Raw genomic sequence first — 22,644 nt, 5'->3', positions numbered from 1 at the left:
GAGATAAACCTGTGCGGCAAAAAAGTATCCTAATGTATCAGCATTGTTTGAAGTCAAAATTGTTTGAAAACAAAAAAAACGCGCCTATCCTTTCAGATAAGCGCGGTCTATTAAAGACAACTTCAGTGTGAATACATTTTTAGTTCAAGATACCATAAGCACATAAGGCATCAGCAACGCGTTTAAAACCCACGATATTAGCACCTGTCATATAGTCAATATAACCATTGTCCGTTTGACCATAGTTTTCCGATGCCTCAGCAGCACAGTCATGGATATTTTTCATGATGGCTTTTAGGCGCTCATCGACTTGCTCAAAGGTTTTGTATTGGCGTACTGAGTTTTGTGACATCTCAAGACCAGAAACCGCCACACCGCCAGCGTTAGCCGCTTTACCTGGTGCATAGTGCACACGGTGCAGACGGACATAATCAATCGCATCAGCGGTCAATGGCATGTTCGCGCCTTCGGCAATATATTTAATGCCGTTTTCAACCATTAGTTTGGCATCGTCTTCATCAACTTCGTTTTGGGTCGCCGATGGAATCGCGATATCACCTTTGATATGCCAAGGTTTTTGCTTAGCCAACCATTCACCGCCGAATACATCGACATAATCACACAATGGCTTACTTTGGGCTTTTTGCGCTTTTAGCCAATCAATTTTTTCTTGATCCATGCCGTTTTTATCATACAGCGTACCTTGTGAGTCAGATACCGTCAGTACCGTTGCGCCCAGCATATGCGCTTTTTCAGCAGCGTGAAGTGACACGTTACCAGCGCCTGATATCAGCACCTTTTTGCCTTTGATGTTATCGTTTTGCGCCGCTAGCATGTTTTCTAAGAAATAAACCGCGCCATAGCCCGTTGCTTCGGTACGCATCAAGCTACCACCAAAACCGACGCCTTTACCGGTCAAGACGCCGCCGTGCTCACGCGTCAGGTTTTTGTACATCGCAAACATATAGCTGACTTCGCGGCCACCGACGCCAATGTCGCCTGCTGGTACATCGATGTCTTTACTGACGTATGGGTGCAGCTCACGCATAAAGGCGTAGCAAAAACGGCGGATTTCGCTGTCAGACTTGCCTTTAGGATCAAAATCAGCGCCACCTTTACCGCCGCCCATCGGCAAACCCGTTAAGGCGTTTTTGAAAATTTGCTCAAACCCTAAAAATTTAAGTACCGATTGGTTAACGGTAGGATGGAAGCGGACGCCTCCTTTATAAGGACCTAAAGCGTTATTGAACTGCACGCGCCAGCCGCGGTTCACCTGTATTTCCCCTTTATCGTTTTCCCAATTGATACGAAAAGCGATAACACGGTCAGGCTCAACGAGGCGCTCAAATATTTTGAACGTATCGTATTCGGGATGGGCGTCGTATAGCGGAGCAATAGTGATTGCAACTTCTTTTACCGCCTGAATAAATTCAGGTTGATGGGCGTAACGTGCTTCGACTTTTTCGATTGCCTGACTGATACTCATATAGGTTCCTTAGGGTAAAAATTGAAATCATGCTGATTCACACGGACGTTTTATCGCTTAAGCGCAAACGATGGGATTTTAAAACGCGAGTGCGGGACTGAAATCGCCTCTAGGCCTTGTGGGACATAGAAGCTAGTGGGATTAGAAGCCAACTGAATGTGTCTCTAAATCTTAAACCCAGAAGCACAAACAATTTTTATCTCATAACTATATAGCATTTTTTTGCTGTATAAGTCTAGTAAATATCACCATCATCAAAAGTTATAAGAGACTTTTTTTAATTATAATCTATCAATAACCTTGCTGTGAAAACTCGTTAGTCAAAAAAACAACCCCTATTATTTGCGCAATTTAAAACCATTTTGTGCAAAACTGTTTCTTTAAACAGCGATTTTTTATGCTTACTTGCTACCCACAGTGTGCCGTAAAAACGCCTGAATGAAAAATAAAAATACTAGATATTTCATACAAAACCAACTTTTATTTATCAGTTGTAATAACATTACGATGAACGGTTGGGAAATAGGAATAAAAGGTTAAATATACATTTTATTTATATAATAAATGGGGTCTTCCTATATCAATGCTAATAGTAAGGGTTTATAATCTCGCCCTTATTATTGTCTACTTAAGACAGTATTAAACACGGTTTAATCCATTTTATTTAATCATTCGTCACAGAGAAATCGTTATGCGTACAGACTCATTCCAGCAAATCTTGGAAGACCTAAACAGCTCATCAGCCGATGTGGAAGCTTCTGCCCTTATCTCGAACGATGGTCTTATGATTGCATCCGCGCTGCCAACAGGCGTTGATGAAGACCGCGTTGGCGCTATGTCTGCCGCTTTATTGTCACTTGGTGACCGCGCAGGTCGCGAATTGGCTCGTGGCAGCATCGACCGTATCATGATCCAAGGCGAAAAAGGCTACGTGATTATGACTTCATCAGGCGATGAAGCGGTATTGACCATTATGGCCAAACCAAACGCTAAGCTTGGCTTGATATTCTTAGACATTAAACGCGCATCAGAAGCCTTGGCAAAACTTATCTAATCGATGACTTCTACTCTCGGCCGATAAGGCTTTACGCGACAGCAGTGCTACAAACTACTTGATAAACAACACTTTAAATGAAAATTATCGGCATGTCTTATAAAAATTATTTAAGGTATTGCATACTGTTTATATTGAATGAGTGATTAGGTTTTCTAAACGTTTACCGAACACTTAACAAGTACTCAGCGCGCCGAATTTGCCTAAAGTTGATCGGCCTGTATTTAATAGCTTTAAAAACTCTAATAGCTTTAACCACTTTAATAATTATCGCACCAATGATAAATAAAGGAGATTACAATGGGTTCTCCACTCCCCGACGCCATTAAGCCTGACGTGCCAGCCGAGCAAATCACCATGACGTATCATGATGGCACCTCGCGCACCATCTATGATAGCGGTATCGAACGCCCTTATCCTGACGGTAAGCTGATCGTGTCACGTACCGACCTAGACGGCGTTTTGACGCATGTCAATGATGCCTTTGTCGAGATTAGCGGCTATGACGTCGATGAATTAATCGGTAAGCAGCATTATATTTTGCGCCATCCTGACATGCCAAAAGCCGCCTATAAAGACTTGTGGGCGACCGCCAATGCTGGGCAAAAATGGCATGGCTATGTGAAAAACTTATGCAAAGATGGCAGCCATTATTGGGTTTATGCGACTGTGGTGCCAAACGTCCGTCGCGGCGAAACGGTTGGTTATACCTCTGTACGCCGTAAGCCGTCGCGCAGTAAAATTGAGGCGGCAATCGCTCAGTATGCCCAAATAAAACAAAACGAGGAAGGCTAAATCATGACGACACATAATATGTTAATCGCCCCTGATTTTTCGCCGGAGCGTTTTGCAGGCTGGCACATGTTTAACACCTTGATTCAAAAGCGTGCCAATCTCAACATGCACCTAAACATCCCTACCTCGCATGCTGAACAAGAAGACATCATCAATCAAGGCGATATTCAGGTTATTTATGCCAATCCCTTTGATGCGGCTACCCTTATCCGTGAACAAGGCTACCGTGCGATTGCGCGTCCTATCGGCAAATCTGATGAGATGGTCATTACGGCAGCAGCAAATAGCGACATCAATCGCTTAGAGGATATCAAAGCTGGCGCTACCATAGCGATGGCAGATAACCGCGATGTAAAATTAATTGGTTTACGCTTGCTTGAAGCGGTTGATATAGAAGAAGCGGATCTTCATTGGTCAGTGACTGAAACGTATCAAGCAGCGGCGCGCCAAGTCATTAAAGGCGAAGCGCAAGCGGCGTTCTTTTTGGCAGAGATTTTCCACAGCTTTTCACGCTTGACCAAGGCGCAGTTAGCCGTCTTAATCGAAAGCGATTTGGCCGATATCAGTCATGTATTGCTTATTAAAGAGGGCTTTCCTGATACAGACATCTTGATGGATGCCATCTTGAATCTGCATAACGATGACGACGGTAAAGAAGCGTTGGCCGAACTTGGTATGCCGCAAGGTTTTGAAGCCATGAGCGAAGAAGACGCGGAATTTATGATTGATTTGATGCAAACTTTACTGAGCTAAATTTAGCTGACAGGTTTATTATTCATCGGCATCTTATTTAAGTCACAGTGATTGTTTGATAGCACTTGTTTAATAGCACTCATTTAATAGTAGTTATTTATAGTCGATTTATTTTAAAAGCGCGACAGTGCTACTGTTGTAAATTTTCCTTGCTTGCTGCTATCGCAGAGGCTACGGAAAATTCATCCCAGTAGCACATGGCTATCAACGTATCGATTGTATTGCGAACTTACATAACAATGACTATGACTAACAGGACACCCTTATGTCTGATTTAGATCTCATCAAAGAAAGTGAAATGGCGGCGCGGCGTGTGTATCGTCTTTACTCACGTAAAATATTTATCGCACCCAACAATCGCCATTTTCACGAGCAACGTATCAATGCTGCGCTACTGTTAAACGAAAAAGAGCCGCTGCAAGGCGCAGTTGCAGACTTTTTTTATGGCTGCTGGTATGACATCCCTTATGATGTCACCAATATGTTTACCCGCTTACAAGGGCGCATGCTGCCGCATATCGAGCAAGGCTTTCGCGATTGTATCGATAAAAAAAGCTATATCCAAAAAAATAGTATGCTAGCAACGCGCTGGAGCGTACTGGTATCGCCGTCGTTAAATGAGCAAACCAAGCGGCTACGTATCAGTAGTGATGATGCTAAAGAAATCGCCAAGGACATCACCCGCGATTTGATGCTCGCGCGTGATAACCAAGACTTTGACACTATAGAGCAAATAGAAAATGAGTTTTTTGCCCATTGTATCGCGCGTCACGACCGTCTGGCGTTCTCCTTGGTTTGGTTTCGCTTGGGTAAAAGTGATTGGCAGTTTGATGAGCGCTGGAATGACTGTCAGCAACAACTTGATCAAACCAAAAATGCCCAGAACGTCCAAAATACTTAGAGCCTAACTTACTTATTTTTTCATAGCATCATAAAACATTCATCTAACGGGTAGCCGCTATGTCCTCTTATCTAAACGCTAATAAAACCTATCTGACCTTGACCCCAGCCGGCATTTTTGAGGCATTCTCGCAAAGTGAACCGACGCCTGAGCAGTTATCCTTGCAAGATTTATTGTCGCACAATGAAACGCTACTGGCTGCCGATTGGCTCGAGCGCTATTCTGATGAATGGTTAGACAGCTTTTTAGAACACGGCTGGATTGAGAAGCTGTCGCTATTTTTGCCAGCGCCGAATTTGCCTTTGGACCAGTTTTTACCGTACGTCGTTTCAAGCTTATCTGGTAAACGCCGCGCGGCGATCGGTACTGATGAAGGTTTTTGTCTGGCACGCATTGGTTATAGCCAAGAAGAAGCGGATATGCTGAGCGTTGCGGCGGCTGACTTTTCAGGCTTTATGCTGCGCCAAAAACAGCGCGGCTGGGCGGTAGAGAGCCAAGCCATCTCTTTTTTTCAACAAGTTGATTTGCTGATTCCTGAAACCAGTTTTGTATTTTTATGGATTGACGGCTCAGGTTACGTGCTTATCATCGATGGCGAGCCGTTGACCAACAATCGTGCCTTTGTTGAGCTGGTATGGGCACTCAAAACTTCGGGGCTTAGGTTCGGGGCCTAGATTCGGGGCCTAGATTTGTTAATTAAATCAGCAATCCGTCTTTTATAGTAGATTGATTATAACGTTACGCCCCCGCAAGCACTTGCCAGCCAGCCGTTGCTTGATACTTATCTTGATGGGCAAATAGCGGATGCTTTTGTGCTTCTGCCAGTGTCAGTACGGGCGTCACGCAAGCATCAACATCGCTAAAGACAGCTTGCCAATGCGTTAAGGTTTGACTGGCAAACTTATCTGTCATGGCTTGCTCAGCCAGTTTACTCGCAGCTGTATGAGGCATAAAGCCGCGCTGCCAATGCGCATCGGCGTACTCAGTCAAATCTAATGTCCTGCATAATAGCTGCCAAAACTTCAGCTCTAATGAACCGACTGCCATGTGGCGACCGTCTTGGGTTTTGTATAACCGATAGCAGGGTAATATACCGCCCAAAAAGTCTTGTTGCGGCGCTGGATAGCGACCGCTGATATCCTGCATCATATTAGCCGTGGCCTTTGGCATTACTAAGTGATGGTACAAGCTGTGCGTCATGCTAACGGCAATATGGCGTCCGCGCCCAGTGTTTTTGGCGGCAAATACTGCTGCTAGTAAGGCGATCACCGCGGTATCACTGCCCCCTGCCAAATCGGCAAACTGCATATTGGGCATGGCTTGCTCGCCTGAAGCGGTTGTTAATTGTGCCAATGTACCACTCATCGCCATAAAATTGATATCGTGACCCGCTTTAGCCGTCCAAGGCGCGGCTGACTCGTTAAGAGCATCAGCGATGCCATATCCTGTGATGGATACTATGACAAGCTTTGGGTTGATGGCGTGCAAAGTAGCGGCATCTAAACCCATACCTGCCAGTACTTCAGGGCGAAAGCTATCAAGCATGACGTCGGCGTCTTTGATATAAGCTTTGATAGTGTCGATACCTTCTGCACTGCGAAAATCAACTTTCTCGCAGTGTTTGCCATGATTTAGAGCCTCGAACAATTCACCAAACGCCCGTCCCGGGTCGCCATTTTTTGGTTCAATCTTAATGATTTCTGCTCCCAAATCCGCAAGTAATCTGGTAGCAAATGGACCGGGTAGATTACGCGTGAGGTCCACTACCTTTAGCCCCTTTAAGCAATCAGCCATTATATTTTTTGTTATATTTGATAATGGATTTTGTGGTATTTGAGCGCTGTTAACCATCTGTAAACACCTCGCCCTTTTTTGCCATTTCAACCAAAATCTGGGCAGGCGCAAAACGCGTGCCATATTTTGCCGCAAGCTCGCAACTACGCTCAACGAACTGCTCGATACCTGTGGCATTGATAAATTGCAAAGTGCCGCCTTGATGCGGGGCAAAGCCCCAACCAAAGATGGAGCCGACGTTAGCTTCAGCAACCGAACGCAAAACCCCTTCTTCATAGCAGCGCGCCGCCTCGTTGGCTTGGATATAAAGCAGACAGTCAATTAATTCTTGCATATCGGGCTGTTCAGTAACGGGAGGATATAGTTCAGTCAGCGTGGGCCATAACTGCTTGTTACCTTTACCCTCAGCATTTTTCGTATAATCATAAAAGCCTTTGCCAACCTTTTTACCCAAGCGCTCATGATCTTTGACCAGTGTCGTAAGCACCGCCTCTGCTGGGTGACTGACCCAGTCTTTACCTTCAGCAAGGGTGTCTTTTTTAGACTGCGCCATAATCAGCATCGACAAATCAAGCGCGACTTCGTCCTCTAGCGCCAGTGGTGGCATCGGCATACCGGCTTTAAGTCCTGCCACTTCAATACGGCGCGGATGCACGCCCTCGCCTAACATCGCAATACCCTCTGATACATAGGTGCCAAACACGCGCGAGGTATAAAAACCGCGACTGTCATTGACGACGATTGGCGTTTTGCTAATTTGCAGCACAAAATCAAAGGCTTTGGCCAAAGTGGCATCGTCAGTCTGCGCGCCCATGATAATTTCAACCAAAGGCATCTTATCAACGGGCGAGAAGAAATGCAGCCCGATAAATTGCGTCGGGCGTTTGCTTGCTACCGCTAAGCTAGTGATAGGAATGGTCGAGGTGTTAGACGCATAAACGGCAGACTCAGGGATAATTGCTTCGGCCTGCTCGGTACACTTAGCTTTAATATCACGGTTTTCAAATACTGCTTCAATGACCAAATCGCAGTCTTCAATGTCATCATAAGCGGTCGTAGTTTGAATTTTATTTAGTAGCGCTTGTTTTTTGCTGTCGTTTGAGCGGCCGCGACTAATGACTTTATCTAATAGCATTTCTGAATACTGCTTACCTTTATTGGCATTTTCGATGCTAGTATCTAATAGCACCACATCAATACCAGCTTTGGCGGCGACGTAAGCGATCCCCGCGCCCATCATGCCAGCACCAAGTACCGCAACCTTATTTACTTTTTGGCGCTCAAAACCGCTAGGACGCGATTGGCCTTTTTTAATGTGGTTAAGCTGCGACCACATCGAGGTAATCATATTTTTCGATTCTGGCGACAGTACGCAAGCGACGAAGTAATTGGACTCCACTTCAAGCCCAGCATCGATATCAAGTAAGCTGCCTTCAAAAACGCAAGACATAATATGAATAATCGCTGGATAGTTGCCGTGCGATTTTTGATAGGCCATCGCTGGGGCAACGGAGAGCATTTGCGCATTTTTTGGATTGTTGCCATTGCCACCCGGGATTTTAAAACCCTTGACATCCCACGGCTGCTGGGCGGTAGGATGGGCGTTAATCCATGCTTTAGCTTGGCTGAGCATATCCGCTTTATCACTCGCAAGGGCATCGATAAAGCCCAGCTCCTTTGCACGGCTGGCACTGACCATCTGACCTTGGGTCATCATCTCAAGCGACTTTTGCATACCGATGAGGCGCATCAAGCGCTGAGTCCCGCCGCCGCCCGGCAATAATCCCAGCTTTACTTCCGGTAAGCCAAACTTGGCACTAGGCGCATCGATAGCCAGTCGATAATGACAGCCTAATGCTATCTCAAGGCCGCCGCCAAGCGCGGTGCCAGTCATGGCAGCAACGATAGGTTTGCCACATTTTTCAAGCTGACGCATACTTGATTTTAGATTTTCAACCAACTCAAATACTTGCTCATGGGTTTGAAGATTGACCAGCTGATCGATATCAGCGCCCGCGATAAAGCTGTCTTTACCCGAGGTGATGATTAGACCGGTAGCCGATTTATCATTGATAAAAGCGTCGCTTAAAGCAGCAAACGAGTGATTAAAATGATCATCAATCACATTCATCTTTCGATCAGTTTGAACTATGGTGACGGTCACGATACCTTCATTGTCGCGTTCAGCAGAAAAGTGCGCTAACTCACTAATTATTTGGGTGCAATCCATGCTCATTATTCTTCCTTTTTATATTCAAATGTCTTATTTAATCACTTTCTACAAATAGCTTAAACACGCTCAATGATGGTCGCGATGCCCATACCACCGCCAACGCATAAGCTAATCATGGCCGTTTTTAGGTCGCGGCGCTCAAGCTCCTCAAGAACGGTAGTGAGCAGCATCGCACCGGTTGCCCCTAATGGATGACCCATGGCAATCGCGCCGCCATTGACGTTGACTTTATCGAGTGAGATGCCCAAATCTTTTGCCGTTTTCATCGGTATCGCCGCAAAGGCTTCGTTAATCTCCCATAGGTCAATATCGGCGGCGCTCATACCGGCTTTTTTCAGCGCTTTTTGGCAAGCAGGCGTCGGACCAGTCAGCATAATAGACGGCTCAGAACCGATGACCGAGGCCATAATGACTTTGGCGCGTGGACGTAATCCTGCTTTTTCCCCAGCTTCCTCACTACCCAATAAGCAAAGCGCGGAGCCATCGACGATACCAGAAGAATTACCCGCATGATGGACGTGATTGATACGCTCAATACTAGTGTATTTGTCCAGTAAAACACTATCAAAGCCCATCGCGCCAAGCTGAGCAAAAGACGGTTTCAATCCTGTCAACGTATCAACCGTGGTGTCAGGACGAATGGTTTCGTCTTTATCAAGTAGCAAACGTCCATTTAAATCATAGACAGGTATCACGGCATTATCGTAGTAGCCAGCAGCCCATGCGTTAGCAGCACGCTGATGCGATTTGGTTGCAAAAGCATCGACATCCGCACGACTAAAGCCTTCGAGGGTCGCAATAGTGTCAGCACCAACCCCTTGCGGCGCAAATCCCGTGGCGGCATTTACGCGCGGATCGGTTGCCCACGCGCCGCCATCTGAACCCATCGGTACGCGGCTCATCGATTCAACCCCGCCTGCAACCACCATATCTTCCATGCCAGACATGATTTTACTTGCCGCCAAGTTAATGGACTCAAGCCCTGAGGCGCAAAAGCGCGACAAGGTCACGCCAGCGACGGTTTCATGCCAGCCGGCATCAAGCACCGCAATACGAGCAATGTCTGCACCTTGCTCACCGATTGGGGTCACGCAGCCGAGCACCACGTCATCGACCAGACTGGTATCTAAATCATTGCGCTGCTGCATGGCATTAAGTAAGGTGCGAACCAGCCAAATGGGCGTTACTTGATTTAAGCTACCGCCTGCTTTGCCTTTACCGCGCGGGGTACGAATGGCGTCATAAATATAAGCCGTCTGAAACATGCTATGTCCTTATAGTCTTAGAGATTTGTGTAAATGAGAAATGCTGATAATAAAAAAGCCAGCCGCCACTACATAAAGCGTGACGCTAGCTCTTTCATAATCTCATTAGTACCGCCGTAGATTTTTTGTACCCGCGCATCAGCGTAAAGCCGCGCAATCGGATATTCCATCATATAGCCATAACCACCAAATAACTGCACGCACTCATCCATGACGATGCACTGTTTTTCGGTTACCCAATATTTGATTAAAGCAGCGTGCTGTACGGTTAACTTCTTTTCGACTAAGGCTTCAATTGCCGCATCGCAAAGGGCGCTCGAAGCAATATAATGGCTGTTACATTCGGCCAATTTAAAGCGGGTATTTTGGAAGCTCCAAATAGGCTTACCAAAAGCGGTGCGCTCTTTGGTATAGTCAATGGTCAAATCAAGCGCCAACTTCATAGCACCAATTCCGACCAGTGCCACGATCAAACGCTCTTGCGGCAACTCCTGCATCAATTGCGTGAAGCCCAAACCCTCGGCAGTGCCTAGCAAATTGGCTTGCGGCACGCGCATATCATTAAAAAATAGCTCAGACGTATCCTGCGCCGCCATACCAAGCTTTTTAAGCTTTTTCCCGCGCTCGAAGCCTGGAGCGTTGTCTGTTTCAACGACAATAAGAGAAACGCCTTTGGCGCCCTGCTCTCTGTCGGTTTTACAGGCAACAATGACCAAATTGGCCAATTGACCATTGGTAATAAAAGTCTTTGAGCCATTGATAATATAATCGTCGCCGTCTTTGACCGCGTAGGTTTTGATGTTTTGCAAATCTGAGCCTGTGCCCGGCTCCGTCATGGCAATTGCCCCGATTAGCTCACCAGTCGCCATTTTAGGTAGCCACACCTGCTTTTGCGCTTCCGTACCATGATGGAGGATATAAGGCGCGACGATACCGGAGTGCAAAAAGCCACCAAAGCCTGATTGATTGGCTTCCATTTGGGCATAAATAAGAGCCGCTTCATGGCGAAAGTCACCGCCCGCGCCGCCGTACTCCTCTGGCATTGAGGCGCATAAAAATCCTACCTCGCCAGCTTTTAACCATGCTTCACGATCGAGCATGCCATTTTTACGCCACATCTCGTCGTGCTGCTCCCAGCTGTTAAAAAACTTTAATGCGCTCTCGTGCAGCATCTTAATTTCTTCGTCCATCCATTTTGGCTTAAAACGTTCGATCGCCATGTCATCATCCTTGATTTAGTCATTATTACCGCTCTTTTTACTCGAGGTGTACGCATGTACCGCTCAATATTGCCATACGTCGTGGTTGGATTGACACCTAAATCAAAGAACCGAGAAGTTTTCTGCTTTAAAATCCGTGCGATATTAAAGCAGAAAACTTCTCGCTAAAATACATATACGGCAACTATGCATTGTCACACAGCGCAGCGTCAACCCAGCCCTGTTGTCTGGCATAAGCAAGCTGCTCTGGGGTATCGATATCGTAGCTGAGCTTAGGATTGATCACCGCTGACAGCTGATGCGGCGGTAACGCTCTGATTAGATGACGTAGGCCTTTATCTCCACTTAAAGTAGGTTGCCACTGTTTGAGTAGGTGATAATCAATCACTAATGGCATACCGGTGATATTTTTTTTGGGCTGTTCAATCGTGTTCTTATTCTCTACCTTCTGCCCGTGATTAGCTTTTGCATAGCGACTTGCCACCACGGCATGGTTGCCTGCTAATAATGCCATTAAATGTTTTTTATTCAATAACACTTGGTCAACGCCCATGATTAGTATGCGCTCAATCGATGAGCTTGCAAGGTTGGTTATTGCTTCGATAGCCAAACTTAGACTATGAGCCATACCCATTTTAGGAGCCGGATTTATAACAATTTGAACCATTGAAGGTAAAAAGGCCACTTTATCAATAGCATTGCTTATATCAGGAGCGTTATCAGGGATGACAATTATAATGCTTTGCGGAATTGTGCTTGCTGCCAGTTTTAGCATGTAGCCAATCAAAGGTTCGCCATCTTTGCAAAGCAGCTGCTTAGTCTCTCCAAGGCGGCGACTAAGCCCGCTGGCTAAAATAATGACGGCATGGTTGTTTTGCTGAAAGTTTTGCTGGTTGAAATGGGAGTTTTGTTTTGTGGTTTTGTTGCCGTCTAACCTCGCTGTATTTTTTCTCATACACAGCTCAGCACTGCTGGCCTGCTGTCGTTATTTGCTAAAAAATCAGCTGGCGGCGTTTGCTCATGCATGACAGCATTTATTTGGGCCATGATGCCAAGCGCTAAGGCTTCAGGGCCATCGCCGCCCAATTTGTAGCCTATTGGATAATGTAATTTTTTCACACCGTCGTTTAAGCGTTCGGGATGGTCTTTGACAGCGCGAATCTCATTCACTAAGCGCTCGGTGCGATAACTTGGCCCTAATTGTCCAAGATACTTATAATGGGTCGGATGCTCTAGCAATACCGCAAGACGGGCGCGGTCTTGGGTTAAGCTGTGCGACATTAAAGCAACTGCCGCATTATGACTTAATTTAAGCAGTTTTTCGGTCTCGTCTAATGAAACGGGCATCACGACATCCGCTTGAGGAAACCGCAGCCGCGTGGCATATTGGGCGCGGCTATCGATAACGGTAACATGCCAATCTTGCAATTTCGCCATGGTCACAAGCGGCATCACATCATTGCCGGCGCCGCAAATAAGCAAACGGTGTTGTGGCTGCAGGCGCTGAATAAGCCATTCTGTAGCTATATCATCGTTTTCTAACACAGCGTATTCGGAATTTTTATCAGAAACTTGATAGGTTGATAGCGCTGTAATTATCGCTTTAATCTCAGGAGTAGGAGCACTCGAGTTATCAATCAAGGGTTGGTTAGATAAGTTGTCGTCGCTGATAGAAGGGATGTTCTTGTTGGCAATAGAATCTTCTAAATCTAGGCGCAGTCCAATTGATAAATGAGCCTTATCAGCGTTTGAGCGAATCAACGTTGCTATTATTTTTGGCTGCTGGCTACGGCGAACGTGACGGAAAGTTTCTAAAAGCGGCATTGCAGCTGTCAAACGCTCAAATAATACGTGCACGCGTCCATTACAGCCCAAACCAAAATTTAACTCGTTGTCTAAATCGTCATTTTTATTTACGCTATTTTCAACGTCATCATCTGTGTCCGCCTCATCATTACCCGTTTGATAAATCTGCACGTTTGCGCCATTACGCGTCAACCAAAAAGCACGTTTGATTATGTGCGGCTCAAGACAGCCGCCGCTAATCATCCCCACTGAACGCCCATCCGCGCAGATAAGCATCATTGCGCCCGCGCGGCGATAGGCAGAGCCTTCAGTACGCACCACCGTTGCTAGCACGGCATCGATGTTTTGCTGCTGCGCCTCGGCTGCAAGCTTAAGAATGTCGGCAACGTGATTCATAATTCCTCTTATCTCTAAGTCGATTCACTATAAAATAATACAGCGCTACTGGACTTTTAGTGTTTAAAAACCCGCTAGTAATAGCCGCTAGCGGGTTTCTTATATTAATTGTCCGTTATCCTGTTTTTTAAGCTAACTACTCTGGAAGCTCATAAAGCAGCTTATCAGGCGTGATTGGGAAATCATAAACCCGTACGCCGATCGCATTATAAATCGCATTGGCTATAGCCGCCGCGGCGCCCGAAATAGCCGTTTCACCTATACCTTTAATATGCATCGGGTTGGTATAAGGGTCGTCTTCTTCTACCAATATCACCTCCAATTGCGGCACATCGGCATTGACCGGCACATGATACTCAGAGAGATCATGATTACATATACGGCCATCGCGTTTATCATGGATGACTTCTTCCATTAAGGCTGAGCCGATACCAAACACCATGCCGCCGTAGCACTGCGAAGTGGCGGTTTTATGATTCAAAATACGACCAGCGGCAAAGGCGCCCGTCATACGTTTAAGACGAACCTCGCCGGTGACTCTATGGACAGCAACTTCGGCAAAATTTGCCCCAAAAGACGCTTGGCGGTGACTTTTAGCGTTTTTACCTGGTTTGATTTGACCTTTAGCGCTGACTTTTTGCTCATCGTACTGAGCGATAATATCCGCCAACGCATAAGACTGAAAATTGCTAAAATCGTACTTTTCTGTAGCCGACTCAGGTAGTGCTAAGCCCGTCTTATCAGAGACTTGGTTTTTTAAGTCCGTCGCTTTATCTTTAACCTTTTCTACAGCCGCTTCTGTCACACTTGGATCATGCTCACCTGCTTGCTTGATGTGGCCTTTATCAAATTGAATGGTGTCAGGATACAGTCCGACTTTTTCTGCAATCATCTCACGCAATTGCTCACAGGCAAGATACACGCCGCTACCCGAGCTGGCCGCCCCTTTACTGCCTCCTGAACCTGCGGCAGGCGGAAACGCACTGTCACCCAACTTCATCTCGATGTGATCTATCGGTAAGCCAAGTAAATCAGCGGCCACTTGAGATAACACCGTATAAGAGCCAGTTCCAATGTCCGTCATATCGGTTTCAATGACGGCTTTGACGCCAAGCGCTTTTGTATCATCGACTTGCAAGGTCGCGCGAGCTTCAGATTTTTCCAGTTGGTTACCGCGAGCAGACGCTGCCATACCCATTCCTATCCACCAGTCGCCTTCCAATTGACTGGCAGGTTTGGGGTTGCGCTTATCCCAACCAAATTGCTTGGCGCCTTGTTCTAGGCAGGCAAGCAAGTGACGCGTTGAAAACGGAATCTCTTTGCTGGGGTCTTGCTCAGGCTCATTGCGGCGGCGCAGCTCAAGCGGATCGATATCCAGTTGCGTGGCCAATTCATCCATCGCACATTCAACCGCAATCATACCTACCCCCTCACCGGGGGCGCGCATAGAGCCAGATAGCACGTAATTCATGTCTACCATTTTATAGCTAACTCGGCGATTCTCACCGCGATACAGGTAGTGAGTAGATAACGCCGTTGGTTCAAAAAACCCCTCTCCCGGCAAGTTACTGCTCGTCGTATCATGGATAAAGGTGTTGATAATGCCGTCTTTATCACAGCCAATGGCGATACGTTGCCGCGTGTTTGAACGCCTAACCGTCGCCTCCATCACTTGCGGGCGCGTCATATTGATGAGTACCGGACGACCAAGCTCTTTTGCCGCAATAGCCGCGGCAATGGATTCGGGCGCAATACCGAGCTTACTACCGAAACCGCCACCGACAAAATAGGAGATTAATTGCACTTGATCCTTGTTTAGATCCAATGCATCCATGACTTGCTGTTTGCAAGACGCAACTTTTTGGTTAGAAGTGTATAGGATGAGCTTGTCATCTTCCCAATACGCCAAAGTAGCATGCGGCTCCATGGGCGAATTGCTTTGACTTGGCGTATGATAAAAGCGATCAAGGGTCACTTCTGAATCCGCCAAACCTTGCTCAGGATCGCCATGTACGGCGTTTTTATCGGCGCCTTCTTTCTCATTAATCTCATGCGCGTTTGAAAGCTCTTGCGTAAAGTTTAACGCCGCTTTTTCGGTTTCATCTTTATAAGTGACATTCAGCGCATTTGCACCTTCTGTGGCCGCTTCAAAGGTCTCAGCGACCACCACAGCGATCGGCTGACCATGATAAAAAACCTCGCTTACGCCTTGGGTTGGCGCCTCGGTCTCACCGCCTTGCTGAGAGTTTCGCAAAAAGTGCTTGGGGTCGGTCACCACTTTGATGATGCCAGGAATGTTATCTAACGCACTGCTATCAATATTTTCGACTTGTCCTTTGGCAATCTTTGCACCAACCAAAACGCCATAAACTTGATTTTCTCGATAAATCTCTGCCGAATAAGGCGCTTGTCCGCTGACCTTTAACGAACCGTCAACACGGTTAATGGGCTTGCCAACCAAATTGCTTGTCGTTTTATTAAATAAGGTCTCGACAGGCTCATTCATGGTCACTTTTTTGGTCGGTTCTGCTGGAATTACTGAATCCAATAATGACATGATTATGCTCCCTCGCCCGCTAGTGCGCGCTGAATAACTTGTTTAAGTAGGCGACGCGTCAGTGGTATTTTAAAATCGTTTTGACCATGGCCTTTGGCCTCTTTTAATAATAACTCTGCGGCCTGATTAATCGTATCGTCATCGCCCGCCGTCCCTGTTAGTAATGCTTCAACGTCCTCATTACGCCACGGCATAACCCCGATGCCGCCAAATGCCAAACGTACGGTCGCTAAATTACTCTCATCATCCACCTCTATGACAGACGCGCAGGATACTAGGGCAAATGCGTAAGAGGCGCGGTCACGGACTTTGTCATAGGTATGCATGCCTTTAATGGGTGCTGGTAAAACGACATGGGTGATAAGCTCGCCACTCTCCAAGACATTTTCAATATGCGGCGTGTCTTTTGGCAAACAATAAAAATCTTTGACAGGAATGGCGCGCGTTGAACCATCCGCTTTCACGGTCTCAATAACGGCGTCAAGCAAACGCATGGCAACCGCCATATCAGATGGGTGCTGGGCAATACAAGCATCACTTGTACCTAGAACAGCAAGGGTACGGTTCTCACCATTAATCGCTGGACAGCCACTACCGGGCTCGCGTTTATTGCATGGGCTATCGGTTTGATAAAAGTAGTAGCAACGCGTCCGCTGCAAAAAGTTACCGCCAGTCGTGGCTTTGTTGCGCAGCTGACCAGTAGCGCCCGCCAAAATAGCGCGAGACAATACCGGATAATTGGCAATCACTTCAGGATGCGCGGCCAAATCGCTATTGGTCACCAGCGTACCGATACGTAATCCGCCGTCAGCCGTGGTTTCGACTTGTTCAAGCTCAAGACGGGTCACATCAACCAGTTTGGTTGGGGTTTCAATCTCGTACTTCATTAAATCTAAGAGATTGGTGCCACCAGCGATAAATGCTGCTTCCTTTGGACTGGCAGAGGTTGCGGCTTGCTCGGGCGCCTCAGCACGAATGTAGTCAAAGCGTTTCATGAGCGACCTCCTGCTTGCGCGGTATGGTTTTTATTTGGTGACGGCTGGTTTTGTGACGGCTTGCTAAGCTGGGTTTCACTGGGCGGCGGCGACCATATTCCCGTGACATCTGACCCTTTTGTGGTGATATCTTTAGCAGCGGCCTTGTCTTTTACTTCCTTTGCCAAAACCTGCGAGATGGCATTAACAATATTTGGATAAGCCGAGCAGCGACAAATATTGCCACTCATGCGCTCAGCGATTTCTTGTACCAGCAAGCCATCAGGGTTTTGCAAATCGGTGGTCACATAGCTTGGCCAATTTTGCTTGATTTCTTCTATTAGCGCCGTTGCCGAACAAATTTGCCCCGGCGTACAGTAGCCACACTGAAACGCATCGTGGTCTTTAAAAGCTTGTTGCAAATCTGAGAGCGACTCAGGCATGCCAATGCCTTCGATTGTCGTAATCTCATCACCGTCATGCATGACCGCAAGGGCCAGACAAGAATTGACCCGTCGCCCATTAATGAGCATGGTACAAGCGCCGCATTGACCGTGGTCGCAGCCTTTTTTGGGACCGGTAATTTGCAGATGTTGGCGACAGACATCAAGCAATGTCGTGCGCGGATCCAGATTATCGAGCTGATAATCCTGCTGATTAATCGTTAACGTCAAGGTAGACATGCTGGCTTCTCGCTGGCAGTTGATCGTGAAAGGATATTGGTAAACGCTTTGGAACATGCGTCAATCACTTCATTATGGCTTATCAAAAACGCGGCTTTGTTTTCACTTTGTAGTCATTGCAGTGTAGTTTTTTAACCAAAATTAGGTCTTCCAAGCTGTATTTTGAATATTTCCGACAGTAATTTTAGATTCGTTTTTCGGATACGTTTTATTGTTAACTGAGCGCACGTTGTAATCGCTCTTTGTTTATCCTAGTATTGATAAAAAGGCATGTCTTTATTTGCCATATAAAATAACAGACAGCTCAGCCAAAATATAAATCATAACTTAGGTAAAAAATCATGAAAAATTCGAAAAAACCACTGCGTATAGACATTGTCTCCGATGTCGTTTGTCCTTGGTGTGTTGTTGGCTATAAACAGTTGGCACAAGCGCTTGAACAAACCGACACACCTTATGAGATTCATTGGCATCCGTTTGAGCTAAACAGCAACATGCCAAGTACTGGTCAAAACATGCGTGAACATATCACAGAAAAATATGGTTCAAGTAAAGAAGAGTCTGATGCGAGCCGCGCCAGAATCACGGATTCAGGCGCGGAGGTTGGTTTTGAGTTTAACTTTAATGATGAACTTCGGATGCACAATACCTTTAATCTGCATCAGCTGCTGTACTGGGCCGGTCAGCAAGGACAAAAACCGATGCATGACTTAAAGCAAGCGCTGTTTGCCGCTCACTTTACCAATGGGCGCAATCTTTCAGATAAGACCGTTCTTGCCGATATCGCTGCCGAGGTTGGACTTGATCGTAGTGAGGCGCTAGCAGTTTTAGAAGATCAGCGTTTTGCTAAAGAGGTGCGCGCAGAAGAGCGGCACTGGCAGCAGCAGGGCATTCAAAGCGTACCAGCAATAATTTTTAATGAGCGGTATTTGGTGAGCGGCGCGCAAGGCGTTGATAATTACGTCGGTATTTTAGAGCAATTGGCAACGATGCAAGAGTGAATAAGGCTTTGCTAATAGGATTGGAGTCAATGAGTAAAGATAAATTGCTAACGCTGTCAGATGAAGCTGAAACCCTCGTCTTAGAGGAATTGCGGGGTTATATGAATGATGAATTCGATGTCGATATTGGCAATTTGCCAGCGAAGTTCTTATTGGATTTCATTATCGAAACCATAGGACCGCATTTATACAATCAAATGATCGATGACAATGAGCCTTGGTTATACGATAGATTTACCGCTATCTTAGAAGACATGCACAGTTTTAAAAAAGACTAAAAGAGAATTCACAATAAAAAAGCCGCTCTCATTAAGAACGGCATTTTTATTTTAAAACTTGATATTTTAACTAAACATTACTCGGCAAAATGTACCACCGAGCGAATACTCTCGCCTTTATGCATCAAATCAAAGGCTTCATTGACATCTTCTAATGGCATGGTGTGGGTAATGAAATCTTGCAAAGGAATTTCGCCCGCTAGGTAACGCTCAACGTAGGCTGGTAGCTCGCTGCGACCTTTGACGCCGCCAAATGCTGAACCTTTCCAAACGCGACCGGTCACTAATTGGAATGGTCGGGTTGAGATTTCTTGCCCAGCACCAGCAACACCGATGATGATTGACTCGCCCCAGCCTTTATGACAGCATTCAAGCGCTGAGCGCATAACATCGACGTTACCGATACATTCAAACGAGTAATCAACGCCGCCATCGGTCAATTCAACGATGACATCTTGTATCGGCTTATCGTAATTTTTTGGATTGATGCAGTCAGTTGCGCCCAATTTTTTGGCCAGCTCAAACTTGCTCTCATTGATATCAATGGCAATGATACGGCCAGCTTTTGCCATTTGCGCGCCAATAATTGCTGACAGTCCAATGCCGCCGAGACCAAAGATAGCCACCGTTGCGCCTTCTTCAACTTTTGCCGTATTCATCACCGCGCCCATACCTGTGGTCACGCCGCAACCAAGTAAGCACACTTCTTCTAAAGGCGCTTCTTTATTGACTTTTGCTAAAGAAATCTCTGGCAACACCGTATATTCAGAAAAGGTTGAGCAGCCCATGTAATGATAGATCGGCTCACCATCTTTGTAAAAACGTGTCGTACCGTCCGGCATTAAGCCTTTACCTTGGGTTTCACGCACCGCTGAGCACAGGTTGGTTTTACCTGAACGGCACATTTTACAAACGCCGCACTCTGCCGTGTATAAAGGAATGACATGGTCGCCGACTTGCACGCTGGTGACGCCTTCGCCGACTTGCTCGACAATGCCGCCGCCTTCATGGCCTAAAATCGCTGGGAAGACGCCTTCTGGATCTGCACCAGATAAGGTGAACGCATCGGTATGACAAACGCCGCTAGCAACGATTTTTACCAGTACTTCACCTTTTTTTGGCAGCATAACGTCCACTTCTTCGATAGACAGTGGCTGATTTGGGCCCCACGCAACGGCGGCTTTGGATTTGATAAATTTATCTGACATAGTATTTTCTCTTTTAATAAGTTGTATCTTCGATTAAGCTCAGGCCAATTTAGCTTATAGTGCTTGTTTGATAGAGGCAAGCGCTAGTTTGAGCAGTCTATATTTGGCCAGTCTGTAGAGCATTAATTTTATAACTACCATTATAGTTGTTTCTGCTGTGATAACAATATGCTATATTTGCAAATATCTTTTTCACAGTGGTAATAATCATGCGCTGGGATGGCATTAGCGAATTCGTCTATGTGGCAGAATACGAGAGTTTTACCCGTGCGGCAAAGGAGCTGGGCATTTCTACCGCGCAGGTCAGTCGGCAGATAAGCGCTTTAGAGCAGCGGCTTAATATTAAACTGCTATATCGTACGACGCGTAAGGTGTCGCTAACAGAAGAAGGCCGCGTATTTTATCAGCATTGCCGCGGTGTCCTCGATGGTTTGGGCGCTGCCGAGCAAGCAGTGAGCAATTTACAAGCAAAACCGCAAGGTAGGATTAAACTGACCGCGCCTGTGACCTATGGCGAGCAGCAATTATTGCCCCTTATCAATGATTTTATGGTGCAGTACCGCGAGATCGAAGTGACGGCTTTTTTGAGCAATCAAAAGCTCGACTTGGTTGAAGGCGGCTATGATTTGGCGATTCGGATTGGCAAATTAAGCGACTCAACCATGATGGCAAAAAAGCTGAGCCGCCGTACCAATTTTGTCTGCGCCGCGCCCGCTTATCTCAAAAAATATGGCATACCGCATTCTCTCTCTGATTTGAAACAACATAACTGCTTACTTGGCACGCGTGATTATTGGCACTTTATAGAAGACAGCAGCAACGTTGATACAGAAAAAAATCTGCGCGTTTCTGGTAGCGTGCAATATAACAGTGGTCACAGCTTAGTCGATGCCGCGCTAAAAGGTTTGGGTATCGTGCAGCTGCCCGATTATTACGTACAAAAACATCTAGCGTCCGGTGCGCTGGTGAGCGTATTGGACAATTATAGAGAGCCTGAAGAAGGCATTTGGGCAATTTATCCGCACAATCGTCATTTATCGCCAAAAATTCGACTGCTGGTGGATTATTTGACAGAACGCCTGAAATAGCATCTTAAAATATCAATGCAGTCTTAAAGTACTAATGCTGTCTTAAAGGATCAAGGCAGAAAAAAAAGCCACGCATAACGATATATTTAGTAAAAAAAGCCTATTTGGCAGATTTCGTCCGCGCTATTTGCGCATTTAACTCCGCCTTTAGCTTTTTTGCACATTCGATAATTTTCTTGCGATCGGCAGGGATGGCGCCATACTCAAGCGCTGTTTCGCGCATTTGCACCGTGACATCATAATGCGGATAACTGGCGTTGCGGTGAAACAAACGCTTATCCACTTCAATCAATGCGGCAAAATCATGCAATTCTTGCAGTGTATCTGCGAGCATATGGCACCATTTGTAGCCTTTAAATTCTATTTGCATAAAATCTACGTAAATTGCCATATCACTGCGCTCCTTTGTGCTTCTACTTTTCGCCTTAATATTTATCCGCTTTAACAGAACAATCTAAGTCCTTAATTTTAAAGCATTTGCTACGTGCTAATCCATTTAGCCTTAGTAAATAGAGCTTGCTAAGTTCGCTTTGAATGTAAATGCGACTTTAATGATAAATGTCTAATCACTGTTAGGAATAGGAAACACCTTGTCATAAACCCAATTATAAACAAAGGCATAAGTCAGATAAAAGGTCGACATCGCAATATCCATCTTAAACGCTTGCCACAAGCTAATATTCAAATACCACGCGATAACGGGCAAAAATAGCAATAATAGCCCGCCTTCAAATAAAACAGCGTGTAGCACGCGTATCGCTACGGTCTTTTGCACGGCGCCGCGCAGCCTCAGCATGGCGCGGTCAAACAAAATATTGTAAAAATAGTTCCAAAAAGTAGCGACGATAGAGCCCGCCAGTGCCATGATACCCATCAGATGTAGCTCAAAACCAAACACTAGGCTTGCTAGCGGCGCAAAGATAAGCAGACCTATAATCTCAAACCCTAGGGCGTGGCGAATTCGGTCTTTTTTGTTACGCATGACACTTCCTAATTTATGTATTCGATTACTTTAAAATTGAATATTTAACACGCGCTTTATTATTCTTATTTTAAAAATTATTCCTGTAGTCGATTTACTACAAAATAAACACAGCGCTACTGGGATGAATTTTTTGCAGCCTCTGACGTGACAAAGTCACACAGCAAGCA

The 22,644-nt window shown here is 46.0% G+C and carries 21 protein-coding genes; 8 read left to right on the top strand and 13 right to left on the bottom strand.

What is annotated here, in order from left to right; all coding sequences use genetic code 11:
- Positions 1–139: 139 nt before the first annotated feature.
- Entirely contained in the window at positions 140–1,486 is a 1,347-nt protein-coding gene (gene gdhA / locus B4240_RS01580; protein ID WP_296236469.1) for an NADP-specific glutamate dehydrogenase, read from the bottom strand.
- A 691-nt stretch (positions 1,487–2,177) separates the two neighbouring features.
- Between gdhA and B4240_RS01575 the strand changes: the two genes are divergently transcribed.
- From B4240_RS01575 to B4240_RS01555, 5 genes are all read left to right on the top strand, one after another.
- Positions 2,178–2,540 (top strand): roadblock/LC7 domain-containing protein, encoded by a 363-nt coding sequence (locus B4240_RS01575; protein ID WP_010201036.1) that lies wholly within the window; start codon positions 2,178–2,180, stop codon positions 2,538–2,540.
- A 300-nt stretch (positions 2,541–2,840) separates the two neighbouring features.
- Complete coding sequence (locus B4240_RS01570) at positions 2,841–3,335, top strand: PAS domain-containing protein (protein ID WP_296236468.1); 495 nt, start codon at positions 2,841–2,843, stop codon at positions 3,333–3,335.
- Positions 3,336–3,338: 3 nt separating this feature from the next.
- Positions 3,339–4,088 carry a PhnD/SsuA/transferrin family substrate-binding protein gene (locus tag B4240_RS01565; protein WP_296236467.1) on the top strand — a complete coding sequence of 250 codons (750 nt, stop codon included), beginning with the start codon at positions 3,339–3,341 and terminating at the stop codon, positions 4,086–4,088.
- Positions 4,089–4,353: 265 nt separating this feature from the next.
- The gene (locus B4240_RS01560) at positions 4,354–4,989 is read left to right on the top strand and encodes a hypothetical protein (RefSeq protein WP_296236466.1); all 636 of its coding nucleotides are present in this window, start codon (positions 4,354–4,356) and stop codon (positions 4,987–4,989) included.
- A 59-nt stretch (positions 4,990–5,048) separates the two neighbouring features.
- Positions 5,049–5,663, top strand: coding sequence for a hypothetical protein (locus tag B4240_RS01555; protein WP_296236464.1), 615 nt, complete (start codon positions 5,049–5,051; stop codon positions 5,661–5,663).
- 64 nt (positions 5,664–5,727) lie between these two features.
- Here B4240_RS01555 and B4240_RS01550 read toward each other — a convergent pair whose 3' ends face one another.
- From B4240_RS01550 to B4240_RS01510, 9 genes are all read right to left on the bottom strand, one after another.
- A complete protein-coding gene (locus B4240_RS01550; protein WP_414707070.1) occupies positions 5,728–6,783 on the bottom strand; it encodes a CaiB/BaiF CoA transferase family protein in 1,056 nt (351 codons plus the stop codon).
- Between the two features lie 49 nt (positions 6,784–6,832).
- Positions 6,833–9,019, bottom strand: a complete 2,187-nt coding sequence (locus B4240_RS01545; RefSeq protein WP_296236462.1) for a 3-hydroxyacyl-CoA dehydrogenase NAD-binding domain-containing protein — start codon at positions 9,017–9,019, stop codon at positions 6,833–6,835.
- 53 nt (positions 9,020–9,072) lie between these two features.
- The gene (locus tag B4240_RS01540) at positions 9,073–10,281 is read right to left on the bottom strand and encodes an acetyl-CoA C-acetyltransferase (protein ID WP_296236461.1); all 1,209 of its coding nucleotides are present in this window, start codon (positions 10,279–10,281) and stop codon (positions 9,073–9,075) included.
- Between the two features lie 68 nt (positions 10,282–10,349).
- Positions 10,350–11,501, bottom strand: coding sequence for an acyl-CoA dehydrogenase family protein (locus B4240_RS01535; protein WP_296236460.1), 1,152 nt, complete (start codon positions 11,499–11,501; stop codon positions 10,350–10,352).
- 184 nt (positions 11,502–11,685) lie between these two features.
- Complete coding sequence (locus B4240_RS01530) at positions 11,686–12,456, bottom strand: nucleotidyltransferase family protein (protein WP_296236459.1); 771 nt, start codon at positions 12,454–12,456, stop codon at positions 11,686–11,688.
- Entirely contained in the window at positions 12,453–13,703 is a 1,251-nt protein-coding gene (locus B4240_RS01525; protein WP_296236458.1) for an XdhC family protein, read from the bottom strand. The genes B4240_RS01530 and B4240_RS01525 overlap by 4 nt, the downstream gene beginning before the upstream one ends.
- Positions 13,704–13,839: 136 nt before the next feature.
- Entirely contained in the window at positions 13,840–16,260 is a 2,421-nt protein-coding gene (locus tag B4240_RS01520; RefSeq protein WP_296236457.1) for a xanthine dehydrogenase family protein molybdopterin-binding subunit, read from the bottom strand.
- 2 nt (positions 16,261–16,262) lie between these two features.
- Positions 16,263–17,255: an FAD binding domain-containing protein gene (locus tag B4240_RS01515; RefSeq protein ID WP_296236456.1), complete on the bottom strand. Its 993-nt coding sequence runs from the start codon at positions 17,253–17,255 to the stop codon at positions 16,263–16,265.
- Complete coding sequence (locus B4240_RS01510) at positions 17,252–17,917, bottom strand: 2Fe-2S iron-sulfur cluster-binding protein (RefSeq protein ID WP_296236455.1); 666 nt, start codon at positions 17,915–17,917, stop codon at positions 17,252–17,254. The genes B4240_RS01515 and B4240_RS01510 overlap by 4 nt, the downstream gene beginning before the upstream one ends.
- Before the next feature lie 341 nt (positions 17,918–18,258).
- On the opposite strand from B4240_RS01510, the gene B4240_RS01505 reads away from it, so the two are divergent.
- Together B4240_RS01505 and B4240_RS01500 are read left to right on the top strand one after the other, a co-directional pair.
- On the top strand, positions 18,259–18,918 hold the full coding sequence (locus tag B4240_RS01505) for a DsbA family oxidoreductase (protein ID WP_296236454.1): 660 nt from the start codon (positions 18,259–18,261) through the stop codon (positions 18,916–18,918).
- Positions 18,919–18,947: 29 nt separating this feature from the next.
- Positions 18,948–19,196: a DUF2164 domain-containing protein gene (locus tag B4240_RS01500; RefSeq protein WP_296236453.1), complete on the top strand. Its 249-nt coding sequence runs from the start codon at positions 18,948–18,950 to the stop codon at positions 19,194–19,196.
- Between the two features lie 77 nt (positions 19,197–19,273).
- Here the strand turns inward: B4240_RS01500 and B4240_RS01495 are convergent, their stop codons facing one another.
- A complete protein-coding gene (locus tag B4240_RS01495; protein ID WP_296236452.1) occupies positions 19,274–20,404 on the bottom strand; it encodes an S-(hydroxymethyl)glutathione dehydrogenase/class III alcohol dehydrogenase in 1,131 nt (376 codons plus the stop codon).
- 209 nt (positions 20,405–20,613) lie between these two features.
- Here B4240_RS01495 and B4240_RS01490 point away from each other — a divergent pair, with 209 nt between their 5' ends.
- Positions 20,614–21,492 carry a LysR family transcriptional regulator gene (locus tag B4240_RS01490; protein ID WP_296236451.1) on the top strand — a complete coding sequence of 293 codons (879 nt, stop codon included), beginning with the start codon at positions 20,614–20,616 and terminating at the stop codon, positions 21,490–21,492.
- Between the two features lie 100 nt (positions 21,493–21,592).
- Here the strand turns inward: B4240_RS01490 and B4240_RS01485 are convergent, their stop codons facing one another.
- Entirely contained in the window at positions 21,593–21,883 is a 291-nt protein-coding gene (locus B4240_RS01485) for a DUF4031 domain-containing protein (RefSeq protein WP_296236450.1), read from the bottom strand.
- Positions 21,884–22,054: 171 nt separating this feature from the next.
- Positions 22,055–22,474 carry a PACE efflux transporter gene (locus B4240_RS01480; RefSeq protein WP_296236449.1) on the bottom strand — a complete coding sequence of 140 codons (420 nt, stop codon included), beginning with the start codon at positions 22,472–22,474 and terminating at the stop codon, positions 22,055–22,057.
- Between the last annotated feature and the right edge of the window lie 170 nt (positions 22,475–22,644).

The organism is Psychrobacter sp. UBA5136 (genome assembly GCF_002414005.1).
Classification (GTDB): domain Bacteria; phylum Pseudomonadota; class Gammaproteobacteria; order Pseudomonadales; family Moraxellaceae; genus Psychrobacter.
Note: the sequence above shows the minus strand (reverse complement) of the source record. Positions and strands in the feature narration are given on the sequence as shown.